The following is a 15,375-nucleotide window of genomic DNA, read 5'->3' on the forward strand; positions in this document are numbered from 1 at the left end:
CCACCAACCTGATGGTCGTCGACTCGGTGACGTGGACCGCCGATGCGCTCGACTGGAGCCGGGTCCGCCAGGTCACCGAGGAGCGGCTCAGCACCCGCTACCCCGTGTTCCGCAGCCTGGCGGTCAAGGACAGCGACGGCTCGTGGTGGTGGGAACTCTACGACGGCTTCGACTTCGCGGAGCACATCACCGTCGTGGACCTGAAGAATCCCGACGATCCCCGTGAGCTGCAGGCGCTCGTGGCGAGCCACCGCACCGAGATGCTCGACCGCAGCCGTCCGCTGTGGCAGGCCATCTGGGTGAACCGCTACCGCGGCGGCAGCGCCGTGATCCTGCGGACGCACCACGCCGTCGCAGACGGCATGCGCATGGTCGAACTGGCGATGAGCCTGTTCGACGCGTCGCCCGAGGGCGGTCCCATCCTGGGTCCCGGAATCACGCAACACGCCGCCCGCCCGCACCCGCCGGGGCAGCCGAAAAGGGTCCGGGTGCGGTCGGGAGCCGCCAGGGCGACAGAACAGGTGACGAAGTCGGTTCGGAGCGCGGTGTCCTCCCTCGGGGCGATCCTCGGCGACCCGGCCGGACGGGCGACAGATGTGGCCGGGGCCGTCGGCGCGCTGCCTCGGATGCTGGGCCGCGCCGCCGACTTCGGTCTGCTGGCGTTGGAGAACCCGGTGGGTGTCGGCCATACGCTCATCACGTCGGCGTGGGCGACGGTCTCCGACGCCGGCGGGTCCGTGCGCTCGACCGTTCGGGCGGCGGTGCCGGGCAGCGGCCCGCTCGTCGATATCTTCTCCGCCGCGCCGGGTGACATCGACACGGTCCGCAAGATGCTGCTCGGCACGCGGAACGACTCGACGCTCTGGACCGGTACGGCCGGCCACGACAAGGGTGTGGCCTGGTCCGAGCCGATTTCGCTGGCCGAGGTGAAGGCCGTGGCCAGGGCCAACCGGTGCACGGTCAACGACGTGCTCGTGACCAGCGTCGCCGGAGCGCTGCACGACTACCTCGAGGCCCACCACGCCCACTGCTCGTCGGTGACCTTCATGGTCCCGGTGAACCTGAAGCCGATCGACCTGTCGCTCCCCGACAACCTCGGCAACGAGTTCGCTCTGGTGCAACTCGAGTTGCCGACGGATCAGCCGGATGCCCTCCGGGTGCTGGCCGTGGCCAAGCGGCGGATGGACCGGATCAAGCACGGCCACGAGGCTGCTGTGGCGTTCCGCCTCCAGGAAACCATCGCCGGGCTGAACCGAGGGTTGTACGAAGCATCCGTGGACCTCTTCACCAACCGCACACTCGGGACGCTCACGAACGTGCCCGGTCCACCGATGCCGGTGTACCTGGCGGGCAGCAAGGTGGAGGGAATCGTCGGTTGGGCACCCGTGTCGGGCAACCAGCCGATGAGTTTCACGATCTACAGCTACGACGGCAAGGTGACCGTGGGCATCGCCTGCGACAAGACACTCGTGCCCGACCACGAGCTGGTGGTGGACAGCTTCGCCGGCGCCTTCGACCGGCTGTTCGCAGCCACCCCTGGCGTCACCCGGTGATCACAGGTGATCGACGAACGCCCGGGATCATCCCCGCGAAGAAACGGGATTGGAGTGCTCGCGCCTCCTCGGTCGGCGCGAGCGCTCCGTTCGGTCCGAACGTTGAATTCCTCTCCGATCAGAGCGAGAGGACCGACGCTGCAGCTGTGCCCGGAGCACCGTAGACCTGCGCGTACCCGACCCGGGGGTTACCGGGCACCTGGCGGTCTCCCGCCTGTCCTCTCAGCTGCAGGACGAGTTCGTGTACCTGCCGGATACCGGAAGCGCCGATCGGCTCGCCGTTCGCAATGAGTCCGCCGTCGGTGTTGACCGGAAGTGAACCGCCGATCTCCGTTGCACCCTCGGCAATGAGCTTCTCCTGGTCACCGTCGGCGCAGAACCCGTTCTCGGCCATGTGGATGACCTCTGCACCTGCGTCGGTGTCCTGGAGCTGCGCGACGTCGACGTCCTCGGGTCCGATCCCGGCGGCCTCGTAAGCGGCCCGGGAGGCGTACACCGTCGGCGAAACATCCTCGTCGACAGCGGCCCAGGTGGCGTGGACCTCGTAGGCACCGTAGGTCCGGGTCCGGATCGCCGTCGACCGCAGGTACACGGGCTTGGTCGTGTAGCGGGCGGCGATATCCGCGTTGCACATGATGACCGCCGCAGCTCCCTCGTCGGGGGCACAGAACATTTTGGCCGTCAGCGGGTGATTCAACATCGGGGAGGAGAGGATCTCTTCCACAGTGAAGGGCGTGCGCCGGAAGGCCTTCGGGTTGAGCCCACCGTTTTTGTAGTTCTTCACAGCGACCTTGGCCAGGGTCTCCGGTGAGATCCCGTGGTCGATGATGTACCGGTTGGCTTTCATCCCGAAGAACTTCGTGGTGACGAACTGGCCGTTCTCCGCGTACCACGCGGGCAGGCCGAGCATCGCCGGATCGGCGGTGAAAGCTCCACGGGGATGCTTGTCCGTGCCCACCGCGATACCGATGTCGTACTTGCCGGACCGGATCCCGTCCGCCGTCTGCTCGATCGCACTTGCCGAAGTGGCGCAGGCGTTGAACACATTCGTGAAGGGGATTCCGGTGAGCCCCACCAGTCTCGTAACGGCGTCGGTGTTGTCCACCTCGTAACTGCCGCCGATTCCGAACTGGATGTCTTTCCAGGGAATGTTTCCGTCGGTCAGCGCGAGTTGAATTGCGTCGGCGGCCATCTCGATGGCCGACTTGGTGCCGAATCTGCCGAACGGGTGAAGGCCCACACCGATGATGGCAACGTCGTTCATATCAAGAACTCCTCGATGGGTATTTGCTTGTCAGACCGGCTGGAAAGCCCACGTGACGATCTCCGTCCCGTCTTCGTCGGTGTAGAAGGGGACGAAGGTGAGCGCGAGCTCCATTCCGGGGCGCAGCTTGGAAAAGTCGTCCTCGGTCAGTCTTGCTTCCACCCGCACTACGTCACCGAGTTGGACGAGTCCGAAAGCGAACGGCTTGAAGGTCTCGGCGGTATCACCGCCGGCATACGGCAGCTTCGGCACGAAACCCTGCGTCGTCCATGCCACGAGAGTGCCCCGACGCGGAAGCAGCAATTCGGACATGTCCGGTCCGCTGCATCGCGGGCACCGAGCCTGCCTCGGCCACGTCGTCGCACCGCAATCATCACACCGAGTGCCGATGAGCTGCGGATTCTCCGCAGGCCAGGTTGAAACGTCGGCTGCGAGCGCCTTCGTCGTCATGAGTGTCGTCCTCCATTGTCCGGTGCCACCACGACAGTCCTCCGCGGACAAGATGGCACGCCGCTTACGTTATACGAGAATGCCATTCTCGTCCATGGAAATATCCGTATTCATGGCCGCAGCGAGCGGAGAGGCGGATCGTTCCGTCCAGTGCACCGCGAAACGCCGCAGTCCCGGGAGGAAGGTGCAGGACCACTCGGCTCGATCACCGATGAACCACCCATACAACTCCGCCCACGCATCGCGTTCTCGGTGCGTGCGGTGTGCCTCGGCTTCGCGGGTCACTTGGCCCGTGCGACCATTCGAGCCCGAAGCGCGTGGCGATGGCGATGGCGATGGCGATGGCGATGGCGATGGCGAAGGATCGGGCGCCGGTTGTCCCATCGAGCCGGGCGTACTGCGGCGGGTACCCGCGTCAATGCGGAAAACGCTTCGGCGCCTTCCGTCTCCTCCGCACCCTTCGCGCCTTCCGTGCCTTGCCTGCCTTACGCGTCTCCGGCGCCTCCTCCCGCTTGCCGAATTCCGTGTAGCCTTCCAGCACCTGGCGCATGTCCGCGATGGCTTTCCGGCGGGCCTCTACGTCCCCGATTCGGCCGAGCTCGTGTTTGAGGCTCACTGCAAAGTCTGCGTAGTCGTTCTGCCAGTCGCGGCCGGTCAGTTGAGCCAGATCGGTGCGTGCGGTGTGCCTCGGCTTCGCGGGTGTGGCGGGCTCCAACAGGTAGGTCTCCCCGAGCTCCGGAGTGATGATCGAGAGCGAAGGATCATGTTCCCGCACCAGGTCCGCCAGCACAGCAACAGCCTCGGGCTCACCGTGAGCCAAGAAGAGGCTGCCCGAAATAGGTCTGCGCGCCTCGACCCACTCGAGGAGTTCGGCCTGGTCGGCGTGGGCGGAGTAGCTGTCGATCCGGCGGATCGACGCCCGCACATTGATATCCTCGCCCGAAATGCGGACACGCTTCGCGCCGTCGAGGATCACGCTCCCCAGCGAACCCTGTGCTTGGAAGCCGACGAACAGGATCGTGGAATCTCGGCGATGCAGATTGTGCTCGAGGTGGTGGCGCACCCGCCCCGCCTCGCACATGCCGGAGGCCGCGATGATGATCGCGCCCGACATGTTGTTGATCCGCTTGGAGACGGAAGCGTCGTCGACATAATGGATCGCGGGGTGATGGAAGATGTCCTTCCCGCCCAGATCCTCGAGTTCGTCCGCATGTTTGGCGAAGACCCCGGTCGCTCGGTTGGCCAGCGGTGAATCGACGAACACCGGAACATCGGGAATGCGGTTCTCGTCGGCGAGGTGCGCGATATCGAGCAGGAGTTCCTGCGTCCGTTCCAGCGCGAAGGCGGGGATCACGAGATTCCCGCCCTGCCCGATAGCCCTCGTGATTTCCTCTTCCAGCAGGGAGCGCCGCTGCTCGATCGTCAGCCGTACACGGCCCCGGTTGCCGTAGGTCGACTCGCAAATCACATAGTCCAACCCCGACGGACCCTCGGGATCGGCATGGAACGCCTTGTGCTCGGGGCCGAGGTCACCGGAGAACAGCAGGCGCACGCCCCCCGCTTCGATCTCGGCCGAGGTCGCACCCAGGATGTGTCCGGCATTCCACAGCCGCGCACGAAAACCGGCAGCGGGCTCGAACCACTCCTCCAAGGCAACCGGACGGGCTCGCCGCCACGCCTCGAGGCCGTCTTGTTCGGTATAGAGGGGGGCGAACCTGTCTTCGCCCGCACGATCGCGCCGGCGGTTCCGTCGCTCAGCTTCGAACTCCTGGATGCGTCCGGCATCGGCGAGCATGAATTCCAGGAGGTCAGCAGTCTGCTCGGTGCAGAATATCGGCCCTTCGAAGCCCTGTGCCACCAGCTTGGGCAACAGGCCGGAGTGATCGATATGGGCATGGGTGAGGACAACCGCGTCGATCCTGTCCGGCGCGAACGCGAAAGCATCGTGGTTCAGCATCTCGAGGGTCCGGGAACCCTGGAACAAACCGCAATCCACCAGAATGCGCTTGTCCTCCAACGCAAGTTCCATGCACGAGCCGGTGACGGTCTTCGCGGCACCGTGAAAAACCAGGTTCAACTGTTGCACCACACGAGGCTCCTACAGGATGGATCTGTCTGCCGGGACGGCCGCCACGATAATCAAGCTATCCGATTTCGAAGCGTCGGCGAGGTCCTACGCTGAAAGTCCATCGGATCCAGTCCGCCCCCAACGGCTCCGGCATGCCGCCTGCCTTCGGGTCGTCATCGCCTGGAGACAGCCTGGAGACAGGAAGCGCGCCCACGCGATCGGTCGTGCCGCTGCCGCCGGTTGGTGATCGCGCCCTTCGGGTACAGACAGATTGGGCAGCCGGACGATTTCGGCGCGTCCGTCGTACGCCGACGGCTGCCTCGAAGTCTCGTTAGTGTGAGACGGGACATCCTCGAGATTGGGAGGCTAGGAATGCTGGTACGCCGTATCGCTCGCCCACTGCTGTCCGCCATTTTCATCAGCGGCGGGATCGATGCACTCCGGAATCCGACGCAGAAAGCTCAGGCCGCGTCCCCGGCGATCGACAAGTCGATGGAAACCTTGCCTGCGTCGGTGACGCAGAAGATTCCCTCCGATCCGGAGACGTTGGTAAGGATCAACGCAGCGGTACAGATCGGTGGAGGTGTGCTTCTGGCGACCGGAAAGGCGCCCCGTCTCGCGTCCCTCGCACTTGCCGGGAGTCTCGTCCCCACGACCGTGGCCGGCCACGATTTCTGGAACGAGACCGATCCGCAGAAGAAGGCGATGCAGCGCACGCAGTTCCTCAAGAATGTCAGCCTTCTGGGTGGGCTGCTGATCGCCGCCGTGGACACCGAGGGCAAACCGTCACTGGGTTGGCGCGGACGCCGGGCGGCCCGGCATGCGCAAGAGGCCGTCGCGGCCGCACTGCCACTCGGTAACGACGATCAAGGGCACGAAATCGGCGAGGCACTTGCTGCCGCTTCCGAGCGTGCCCGTGTCCTGTCCGGTGAGGCCGCCGAGCGCGGTTCCGGTCTCCTGGAGATCGCGAAGGACAGGGGCGCCGAGCTGGCCCACGTCGCGAGGGAACGCAGCGCGCTGCTCGCCGACGTCGCCAAGGAACGCGGCCCCGAACTGGCCCATCTCGCGAAGGAACGCAGCGCGCTGCTCGCCGACATCGCCAAGGAACGCGGCCCCGAACTGGCCCATCTCGCTCGCGAGAAAAGCGAGGACTGGGCGAGCCTCACAGCCGAGCGCAGCGAGTTGCTGACCAAACGCGCCCGCAAGCAGGCGGAAACCGCGCTCGAGAAGGCGCGGGCCAAAAGAGACGAACTGACCCGCTGACCCTGTCGGCCCCGAAATGTCGCCCTGAACTGCGAGGTCAGCGGCGACACTTAGGGGCCGACTAGACTGTCCAGGCACTTTCGCAGCCGCTATCGGGGCTGCTGCCGAACCAGTCAAGGAGACCTCTTGCCCGACGCGGACGCGTCACACGACGAGCGCGAGCTCGAACAGCAGCATGTGACGCTGCTCTACACCCGACTGGACGGCCTTCGCGCGTACGCGGCGAACCGACTGAGCCGTGTTCTGCTCGAAACCGGCGGTACCCCGCAGGCGCGCAGTGAACGGGAATCGTTCAACCAGCTGTATACGGAGGATCTCGCCAAGTACGACGCCGCCGAGAACGGCCTCTGTTTCGGACGTATCGATCTCGAGGCCGAGTGCCGCTACGTCGGCCGCCTCGGAATTCTCGACGAGGAGAACGACTACGAGACGCTGCTCCTCGACTGGCGTGCGCCCCTCGCGCGTCCGTTCTACCTCGCGACACCGGCCGCACCCGACGGTGTGTCTCGACGGCGGCACATCCGCACACGGAGCCGACGGGTCACTGCCGTCAACGACGAATACCTGGACCTCGCTGCCGCGGAGGCGGCGGGAACCATCCCCGGCTCGGACGGAGTGGCCGGCGAGAGCGCGCTACTGGCGGCCTTGAACGCTGCACGCACCGGCCAGATGAACGACATTGTCGAGACGATCCAAAGTGAACAGGATGCCATCATCCGCTCCGAGCACAAGAGCGTCCTCGTGGTTCAGGGTGGTCCCGGCACCGGCAAGACAGCGGTGGCCCTGCACCGAGCCGCGTACCTGCTGTACACGTATCGCCGGCAGCTCGCCAAGGCCGGCGTTCTCATCATCGGCCCGAACGCGACATTCCTCGACTACATCGGCCAGGTCCTGCCGTCGCTCGGGGAGACCGGCGTCCTGCTGTCCACGATCGGCAATCTCTATCCCGGTGTCCGCGCCACGGTCGAGGACCCGCTCGAGGCCGGGGAGATCAAGGGCTCTCTCGACATGCTCGACGTGCTGAAGAAGGCGGTCCGCGACCGGCAGGAGGTGCCGGCACGTCCGGTGGAGCTGACGTTCGACACGTACCGGATCACTCTCGACCGGAAGGTTGTCACCCGTGCCCGCGGGCGGGCGCGGTCGTCCCGCCGTCCGCACAACCTGGCGCGGCCGATCTTCGTCTCCGCCGTCATCGAGGCTCTCGCCCAGCAACTCGCGGACACTCTGGGCGCCAACGTGGTCGACGGCGGCAATCTCCTCAACCGCGACGACATCGCCGACATGCGCGACGAGATGCGCGACGATCCCGACATCATGGCGGCGATCAGTGAGCTGTGGCCCGAGCTGTCGCCGACGCAGGTGCTGGCCGACCTGTATGCGTCTCCCAAGCGGCTGTCCGACGCAGCACCGAATCTGACCGCGGAGCAGCGCGCCTCTCTGCTCCGTACCGAAGTACGCGGTTTCAGCGCCGCGGACGCCCCACTTCTCGACGAGCTGGCCGAACTGCTCGGTGTGGACGACGCGGCCGAACGCGAACGCGAACGGCGCCAGTGGCGGGCGCAGATCGCCGACGCGCAGGGCGCCCTCGACATTCTCACCGGTTCCGCGCCGCAGGATCTCGAGGACGAACTGGATCCCGAGATCCTCATGGCATACGACCTGATCGACGCCGGCCAGCTGGCCCAACGCCAGGACGTGGGCCGCCATGAGACCACCGCCGAACGTGCGGCAGGTGACCGGACCTGGACATACGGGCACGTCATCGTCGACGAGGCTCAGGAACTGTCGGAGATGGCGTGGCGAATGCTGATGCGCCGCATCCCCAACCGGTGGATGACCCTCGTCGGGGACATCGCGCAGACCGGCGATCCGGCGGGGACCTCGTCCTGGCAGCGCATGCTCGAGCCCTATGTTGCGAAGCGCTGGAAGCTCACCGAACTGACCGTCAACTACCGCACCCCGTCCGAGATCATGACGACGGCACGGCGGGTTCTGTCCGAGATCGACCCTGCCCAGACGGTCCCGCGATCGGTTCGGGACTCGGGTTTCACGCCGTGGGCTCTGGGTGTGACGGAGCCCGAGCTCGCCGACGCAGTGCGTACCTGCCTGTCGCGGGAGTCGGGGCCGGGTACGACGGTCGTGATCGGCGGCCGCGATTTGGTGGCGACGCTCTCCGACCTCAGATCCGACTCTGTCAGCGTTCTCACCGTGAAGGATGCGAAGGGCTTGGAATTCGACTCGGTTCTCATCGTCGAGCCGCAGGATATTCTCGACGAATCTCCCCGCGGAATGAACGATCTTTACGTCGCGTTGACCCGAGCCACTCAACGGCTCGGGGTCGTACATGCACGGCCGTTGCCGGCGACGTTGTCCGAACTGTCGCCCGCCGAAGCCGGGAGCTTGCCGTGACAGCGTCCGCTCGGCGTGCAGGAATCGGGTACGGACTCGTCCTCATCGCCGCCGCGGTGTCTTCGGCTGCATGTTCGGAGGCCACCGCCTCCGACGCGGAGGTTCCCCTGCCGGCCGCCCCGACGACCGCGGAATTCCATCTGGACGCGCACGCGCTGCACTACAAGCAGTTGCTACTCGACGCCGGCATTCCGCCGCTACCCGACGGCACGATCCTCGCGGTGGCCAATGGAATCTGCGGTCAGCTGTCCGAGGGAACCGACGAGTCCACGATCATCGAGCATCTGCTTCCGGTTGCGCAGTACGCCTCGACCACACCGACTGTGAAGCTCACCACCGAACAGGTGGCAATGCTCTACATCGATGTGGCCGAGGCGAATTACTGCTGAGCGCGACCGAACGGCACGGCCACGCTCTCGCATGCTCTGCCGGCGGGTGGATCAGCGAACGGTGTGCACGATCAGGACGTCGGACGTGGACTTGCGTGCGGCATCCGAGGGCACCGACCCCAGGAGTCGGCCGGTGAGGGTGTTGAGTCCACGGTTGCCGATTACCAGCAGATCCGCCTCGACCTCGTCGACCAACTGCAGCAGCGATTCGACGGGCGCACCCACGACCGCGCGTTCCACGATCTCTTTCGCTCCCGCAGCGTTGGCGCGTTCACGCGCTGTGCGCAGGATGTCGTACGTGGGAGCGGAACCTGTGATCTGGTAGGCCTCGTCACGCAGCGCATCAGCCGCCTTCCCCATGTCCTTGGGGTCGGCCGGGTAGTAAGCGCAGGCGATGTACAGTTTCGCACCGGCGTCTCCCGCGATGGCCGCGGCCTTATCGACGGCACGAAACGACGACTCTGAGCCATCGGTTCCGACGACAACGGTCCGGTAGGCGCTCATTCATTCCTCCATGTCAGGGGTAGTCATTTGGCCATGGACCGGCGCCGATCGCGCCTGGACCCAGCAGCCACTGCGCTGACCCTAGCTGTATCGGTGCGCATGTTGGGTCATTTGCCGCACATGCCACACACGATGTTGTCTGTGCACGGTCGATCTGGTGGGGCCGCGAGGTCGGGCGGACCACCCTTACGCATCAGGGTGTCAGACCTCTCAGGGTGTCAGGGTGGACTTGGGACCGAAGACACCGGCTGGAAACACTCCCGCCGCGATGACGGTGTCACGCCATGGCGTGGCGAGGTCGACGAGACGCGCCGCGCCGTCCTCCCCCAGAGCCGCCCACGGCGCCAGGGACAGGTCGTCCGTCAGGTCCTCGACCACTTCCCGCAATTCGCTGCCCTCTGCTGTGAGCTCGTCCTGCTCGTCGAGCAGTTCGCGATCACGCAGATGCCCACAGGCCTCGGCCCACTCTTTCCGCGACCAACCTCGCCGGGTTCGCGCGAACTCCTGCTGGAAGCCTGTTCCGGTCGCGGTGTGGGTGATCAAGGCTTCCAAGCCGCTCAGCCCTGCGGTCTGCAGCGCGGCAATGTGGCCGTCGCCCCGATATTCCCGTAGCAATGTGAGGGCGTGCCAGAAGACCAGGTGTGGTTCCTTCGGCCACGGCAGGGCTGCGTAGCCGGCATAGAGCGGTCTGCCCTCGGGACCCGGGATTCCTCGGGCTGCCGTTTGCGCGAGTTCCGACGCCTCCGCCATCTCGACGGAACCTGTCACCGACTCCCCCAGCAGTCGCACGTAGGCGTCACCGACTGCGCGGTACCGTGCCTCGATGATGTCCGCCGGAGCGGCCTGCTCCCAGGCCCGCGGAAACATTCCGTCGATTGCGGCCGGGCTGAAGCTGAAGAAGGTGGCGGTCACGACCGAACCCCCGACGGCGCCCATCGGCGCGACGCGACCGGCGAAATAACCGATCCGTCCCGGTTCGAGCCCCGCCGCGACCAGGTTCCGTTCCACCTCGGGAACGAAGTAACCGAGCGAATGAAGCATTTCCAACGATCGAGCAGCACTCCCAGCGCTGTATGCGTCCATGCAGCCGACCGTACCGCGCTGCGGGTGCCCTATTTCAGCCCGGCCGCGTCCATGCCCCGCAGTTCCTTCTTCAAATCTGCGATCTCGTCGCGAAGCCTGCCGGCGAGCTCGAACTGCAGATCACGGGCAGCGTTCATCATCTGATCGGTCAATTCCTTGACCAGATCTGCCAATTCGGCGCGCGGCATCGACTTGGTGTCGCGCCCCTCGTAGACCCCGGCGCTCACCGCACGTCCGGCCTCGCCCTGTGCGCGTCGTCCCCGGGTCGCATTGCGTCCGGAACCGACGACATCGACCCCGCTCGCAGTGTCCTCGGCCTCCTCGTAGACCTGATCGAGAATGTCGGCGATCTTCTTCCGCAGCGGTTGCGGATCCACGCCCATCTTCTTGTTGTATGCGACCTGCTTCTCCCGACGCCGGTCGGTTTCCTCGATGGCCTGCTTCATGGAGTCGGTGATCTTGTCGGCGTACATGTGCACCTGACCGGACACGTTGCGGGCCGCACGGCCGATCGTCTGAATGAGACTGGTCGAGCTGCGCAGGAAGCCTTCCTTGTCTGCGTCGAGGATCGCCACCAGAGACACCTCGGGCAGGTCGAGTCCCTCACGGAGCAGGTTGATGCCCACCAGCACGTCGTACTCGCCGAGACGCAACTGCCGCAGCAGTTCGACCCGACGCAGGGTGTCGATGTCCGAATGCAGATAACGCACCCGGATGCCCAACTCCAGCAGATAGTCGGTGAGATCTTCGGCCATCTTCTTGGTCAGGGTGGTGACGAGGACACGTTCGTCCTTCTCGGCACGCTCCCTGATCTCGTGGACGAGATCGTCGATCTGGCCCTTGGTCGGCTTCACGACCACCTCGGGATCGACCAGACCGGTCGGGCGAATCACCTGCTCGACGAACTCGCCGCCGGACCGGCCGAGTTCGTACTTACCGGGTGTGGCCGACAGATACACCGTCTGCCCGATGCGCTGGGTGAATTCCTCCCAGGTAAGTGGCCGATTGTCCGTCGCCGACGGTAACCGGAATCCGAACTCCACGAGGTTGCGTTTACGCGACATGTCGCCCTCGTACATCGCCCCGATCTGCGGGACCGTGACGTGCGACTCGTCGATGACGAGCAGGAAGTCTTCCGGAAAGTAGTCGATGAGTGTCGCCGGCGCGGAACCTGCAGGCCTGCCGTCGATGTGCCGCGAGTAGTTCTCGATACCGGAACAGAAACCGACCTGCTTGATCATCTCGAGGTCGTACTGGGTGCGCATACGCAGGCGCTGAGCCTCGAGGAGCTTGCCCTTGTTCTCGAGATCGGCCAGGCGCTCCTCGAGTTCCGCCTCGATGTCCTTGACCGCGCGTTCGATCCGCTCGGGGCCGGCCACATAATGGGTGGCGGGGAAGATCCGCACGGAGTCGACCTGCCGGACCACGTCGCCGGTGAGCGGATGCAGGTAGTAGAGCGCCTCGATCTCGTCACCGAAGAACTCGATGCGTACGGCGAGTTCCTCGTACGAGGGAATGATCTCGACCGTGTCGCCGCGCACACGAAACGAGCCGCGAGTGAAGGCCATGTCGTTGCGGGTGTACTGCACGTCGACGAGTAGCCGCAGCAGAGCGTCGCGCGGCACCTCGACGCCCACCTCCAACTGCACCGAGCGATCGAGATACGACTGGGGCGTGCCGAGGCCGTAGATACAGGACACCGACGCCACCACCACGACGTCACGACGAGAGAGCAGGCTGGACGTCGCGGAGTGCCGCAATCGTTCGACATCGTCGTTGATCGACGAATCCTTCTCGATGTACGTATCCGTCTGCGCGATGTACGCCTCGGGTTGGTAGTAGTCGTAATACGAGACGAAGTACTCGACCGCGTTGTGGGGAAGCATGTCACGAAGTTCGTTGGCGAGCTGCGCGGCCAGCGTCTTGTTCGGTGCCATCACCAGGGTGGGGCGCTGGAGCCTCTCGATCAGCCACGCGGTGGTGGCCGATTTGCCGGTGCCGGTGGCACCGAGCAGGACGACGTCCTTCTCCCCCGCTTCGATTCGACGTTCGAGCTCCGCGATGGCCGTGGGCTGATCGCCTGCAGGCTTGTGATCGCTGATTACCTCGAACCGCGCCTCGGAACGCTCGATCTCCCCGATCGGGCGGAACTCGGAATGCGCAACCACCGGGTGCTCGGATGCAAATGCCATACACCCAGGGTAGGCGGTGATACCGACACCCTACTGACGACTTCGCCGCACAGCCCCTGCACTGTAGGTTCCCAGCCATGGCAGGCGCGCATCCGACGATCCACCCACCGAAGGTCGAGTACTTCGATCTCCTCGAACGCACCAACACCGACCCGAAGGGTTTCGTCCGGCCGGTCGATCACTACCGAGTCGAACCGTGGGGACTTTACATGGCGCGCACCGCGGACCATCCGCAGTTCCACTACCTGGAGTCGTGGCTGCTTCCCGACCTCGGACTTCGCACGTCGATCTTCCACTTCACCCCGTACCACCAGCGCGATCAGGACCGTTACGTCGACATCGGGGTGTTCACCCGGGGTGAGCACGTGTGGAGGTCCGAGGACCACTACCTCGATCTCGTCCTGCGCACCGGACGCGACACCGAACTCCTCGACGTCGACGAGTTGATGGAGGCCCACAAGCTGGGCCTGCTCGACACCGGCACGGCAAAGCGTGCCGTCCTCACCGCCGTCACGGCGATCGACGCGATCGCCGCACACGGTTACGACCTGGACCGCTGGCTCGCGTCCTTGGGTATGCCGATCGACTGGCGGTGACGGTCAGGCAGTCCATCCCATCCGCTCAGCCCACTCCCATGCACGGTGGTAGGCGCGGTCGAACCAGGGCGTCTTCGCGTCGACGTACGCGGTGATCGCGTCCTCGTAGGACGTGTGACCGGCGGCCTTGCGTGCGGCGGCTTGTTTGATCTCCGCGTACTCGGCGCGTGCGTCGCTGTCCGCGCGCAGCCAGTCACGGAAGAGCAGAGCGAACTGCTGGCCGGGCCACCCGTCCACCCGAAGGTGGATGTTGACGGGCCGCCCCGGATCGGCGCCACCGTGGATCCTCTTGCTCCACAGCGACGGATCGGTCTCACCGCCCTGGTACGAAGGTTTGGGGTCGTCCATGGTGATGTTCTCGATCCGCGGAAAGCCTGCATCCGCGAGAACATCTGCCAGTTCGTCGGCGGCGGCAAGATCGGGCACGGTCACCTGGAGATCGATGACGTCCTTCGCCGGTAGCCCGTCCACCGCGGTCGATCCGATGTGATCGACCCGTGAAGCACGGTCGCCGCATACGAACTTCAGCCGGGCGACGAGTCGATCCGCCTGCGACTGCCACTGCGGGTTCGAGGGGACCAGTTCGGGAAGCGTGCGGACTACTGTCCGCGTGCGGATATTCGACTCGAATGGCACCAGTCGCTCCGACCAGAGCGCTCTGACCACGGACTCCACCGATCCCGGTTCGCCGCTGTTGTCGAGCCACACATCGGCGGCTTCGCGGCGCTGTTCGTCGTCCGCTTGCGCCGCGATCCGCGCCCTGGCATCGGACTCGGGCAGTCCCCGGGAACCGACGAGGCGTCGCACCCGCTCCTCCGCCTCGGCGAAGACGATGAGCACAAGGTTGAATGCCGGCCCCATCCTGCTCTCGACGAGCAGCGGGACGTCCTGGACGACGATCGCATCGTTCGCAGCCGATTCGACCAGTTCCATGGTGCGCCTGCCGATGAGCGGATGCAGAATCGCGTTGAGCGCCAGGCGGGATTCGTCGTCCGCGAATGCCTTGGCCGCCAGCGCGGCCCGATCCAGCGATCCGTCCGCAGCCAGGATGTCCGCACCGAATCGATCCACCAGCGCAGCGAGACCCGGTGTTCCGGGTTCGACGACCTCGCGCGCGATCAGGTCGGCGTCGACGATCACCGCCCCCAAGTCGGCGAGGACTCTCGACACGGTGGACTTACCGGCTCCTATGCCTCCAGTGAGGCCGATTCTCAACACGTACCCCAGTGTCGCATCCCCCCCGAAGGCGCGCCCCGACGGCACGTCTGTCCCTCCTGGTCCCATCAGACTCGCCTACCCCAAATACCACATTTTGTCGACCTATTCGGTTATGTTCTAGCGAACGCATCCCGACCTGCACGTTCACCCAGCAAAGGAACGCCATGCGCGATCACGGCAACCACACCGGTCGGCACCGCCTCGGCACTGTGGGGAGCGTGCATTGCATCGAGATACCCGCCATCGCCGTCGCATTGGCGGAGCATCGGCGCACCTGGCTCACGGCACTCATCAGCCAGGGCAAGCACAGCTTCGCGTCGATGCGTAAGCGCACAGAGTCGCAGCAGTCGGCAACCTTCTGGATTCCCGCCACCGCGAACTGACCC

General features: G+C 65.4%; 13 protein-coding genes. 6 read left to right on the plus strand and 7 right to left on the minus strand.

The features are described 5' to 3' along the window. On the plus strand, positions 1–1,553 hold a 1,553-nt coding region (locus tag WAW17_RS05525), incomplete at its 5' end, for a WS/DGAT domain-containing protein (RefSeq protein ID WP_422332001.1). A gap of 118 nt (positions 1,554–1,671) precedes the next feature. Here the strand turns inward: WAW17_RS05525 and WAW17_RS05530 are convergent. The 3 genes from WAW17_RS05530 to WAW17_RS05540 all read right to left on the minus strand — a co-directional run bounded on the left by WAW17_RS05530 (position 1,672) and on the right by WAW17_RS05540 (position 5,296). After that, positions 1,672–2,817 (minus strand): thiolase family protein, encoded by a 1,146-nt coding sequence (locus WAW17_RS05530; RefSeq protein WP_422332002.1) that lies wholly within the window; start codon positions 2,815–2,817, stop codon positions 1,672–1,674. Positions 2,818–2,847: 30 nt separating this feature from the next. Beyond that, on the minus strand, positions 2,848–3,267 hold the full coding sequence (locus tag WAW17_RS05535; protein ID WP_422332003.1) for a Zn-ribbon domain-containing OB-fold protein: 420 nt from the start codon (positions 3,265–3,267) through the stop codon (positions 2,848–2,850). A 415-nt stretch (positions 3,268–3,682) separates the two neighbouring features. Then, on the minus strand, positions 3,683–5,296 hold the full coding sequence (locus WAW17_RS05540; RefSeq protein ID WP_422332013.1) for an MBL fold metallo-hydrolase: 1,614 nt from the start codon (positions 5,294–5,296) through the stop codon (positions 3,683–3,685). Between the two features lie 411 nt (positions 5,297–5,707). Between WAW17_RS05540 and WAW17_RS05545 the strand changes: the two genes are divergently transcribed. The 3 genes from WAW17_RS05545 (at position 5,708) to WAW17_RS05555 (ending at position 9,396) form a co-directional block, all read left to right on the plus strand. Further along, positions 5,708–6,598: a DoxX family membrane protein gene (locus WAW17_RS05545; protein ID WP_422332004.1), complete on the plus strand. Its 891-nt coding sequence runs from the start codon at positions 5,708–5,710 to the stop codon at positions 6,596–6,598. Between the two features lie 126 nt (positions 6,599–6,724). Next, a complete protein-coding gene (locus WAW17_RS05550) occupies positions 6,725–9,007 on the plus strand; it encodes a HelD family protein (RefSeq protein WP_422332005.1) in 2,283 nt (760 codons plus the stop codon). Further along, on the plus strand, positions 9,004–9,396 hold the full coding sequence (locus WAW17_RS05555) for a DUF732 domain-containing protein (protein WP_422332006.1): 393 nt from the start codon (positions 9,004–9,006) through the stop codon (positions 9,394–9,396). The genes WAW17_RS05550 and WAW17_RS05555 overlap by 4 nt, the downstream gene beginning before the upstream one ends. Positions 9,397–9,447: 51 nt before the next feature. Here WAW17_RS05555 and WAW17_RS05560 read toward each other — a convergent pair whose 3' ends face one another. The 3 genes from WAW17_RS05560 to uvrB form a co-directional block, all read right to left on the minus strand. Then, entirely contained in the window at positions 9,448–9,900 is a 453-nt protein-coding gene (locus WAW17_RS05560) for a universal stress protein (protein ID WP_422332007.1), read from the minus strand. 210 nt (positions 9,901–10,110) lie between these two features. Continuing rightward, positions 10,111–10,983, minus strand: coding sequence for an SCO6745 family protein (locus WAW17_RS05565; protein ID WP_422332008.1), 873 nt, complete (start codon positions 10,981–10,983; stop codon positions 10,111–10,113). 29 nt (positions 10,984–11,012) lie between these two features. Then, complete coding sequence (uvrB, locus tag WAW17_RS05570; protein ID WP_422332009.1) at positions 11,013–13,175, minus strand: excinuclease ABC subunit UvrB; 2,163 nt, start codon at positions 13,173–13,175, stop codon at positions 11,013–11,015. Between the two features lie 77 nt (positions 13,176–13,252). Here uvrB and WAW17_RS05575 point away from each other — a divergent pair, with 77 nt between their 5' ends. Then, positions 13,253–13,771 carry a DUF402 domain-containing protein gene (locus WAW17_RS05575; RefSeq protein ID WP_422332010.1) on the plus strand — a complete coding sequence of 173 codons (519 nt, stop codon included), beginning with the start codon at positions 13,253–13,255 and terminating at the stop codon, positions 13,769–13,771. Positions 13,772–13,774: 3 nt separating this feature from the next. Here WAW17_RS05575 and coaE read toward each other — a convergent pair whose 3' ends face one another. Then, positions 13,775–14,989 (minus strand): dephospho-CoA kinase, encoded by a 1,215-nt coding sequence (gene coaE, locus WAW17_RS05580; protein ID WP_422332011.1) that lies wholly within the window; start codon positions 14,987–14,989, stop codon positions 13,775–13,777. A 164-nt stretch (positions 14,990–15,153) separates the two neighbouring features. Between coaE and WAW17_RS05585 the strand changes: the two genes are divergently transcribed. After that, complete coding sequence (locus tag WAW17_RS05585) at positions 15,154–15,372, plus strand: hypothetical protein (protein ID WP_422332012.1); 219 nt, start codon at positions 15,154–15,156, stop codon at positions 15,370–15,372. The last annotated feature ends 3 nt before the right edge of the window (positions 15,373–15,375 follow it).

This window comes from Rhodococcus sp. (in: high G+C Gram-positive bacteria), from assembly GCF_049286785.1.
Classification (GTDB): domain Bacteria; phylum Actinomycetota; class Actinomycetes; order Mycobacteriales; family Mycobacteriaceae; genus Rhodococcus_F.

What these genes read in the sequence shown, in the direction of transcription:
- WAW17_RS05565 (WP_422332008.1), bottom strand. Translation starts at nt 10,983, where the DNA reads ATGGACGCATACAGCGCTGGGAGTGCTGCTCGATCGTTGGAAATGCTT.
- WAW17_RS05560 (WP_422332007.1), bottom strand. Translation starts at nt 9,900, where the DNA reads ATGAGCGCCTACCGGACCGTTGTCGTCGGAACCGATGGCTCAGAGTCG.
- WAW17_RS05575 (WP_422332010.1), top strand. Translation starts at nt 13,253, where the DNA reads ATGGCAGGCGCGCATCCGACGATCCACCCACCGAAGGTCGAGTACTTC.
- uvrB (WP_422332009.1), bottom strand. Translation starts at nt 13,175, where the DNA reads ATGGCATTTGCATCCGAGCACCCGGTGGTTGCGCATTCCGAGTTCCGC.
- WAW17_RS05585 (WP_422332012.1), top strand. Translation starts at nt 15,154, where the DNA reads ATGCGCGATCACGGCAACCACACCGGTCGGCACCGCCTCGGCACTGTG.
- WAW17_RS05545 (WP_422332004.1), top strand. Translation starts at nt 5,708, where the DNA reads ATGCTGGTACGCCGTATCGCTCGCCCACTGCTGTCCGCCATTTTCATC.
- WAW17_RS05535 (WP_422332003.1), bottom strand. Translation starts at nt 3,267, where the DNA reads ATGACGACGAAGGCGCTCGCAGCCGACGTTTCAACCTGGCCTGCGGAG.
- WAW17_RS05540 (WP_422332013.1), bottom strand. Translation starts at nt 5,296, where the DNA reads ATGGAACTTGCGTTGGAGGACAAGCGCATTCTGGTGGATTGCGGTTTG.
- WAW17_RS05530 (WP_422332002.1), bottom strand. Translation starts at nt 2,817, where the DNA reads ATGAACGACGTTGCCATCATCGGTGTGGGCCTTCACCCGTTCGGCAGA.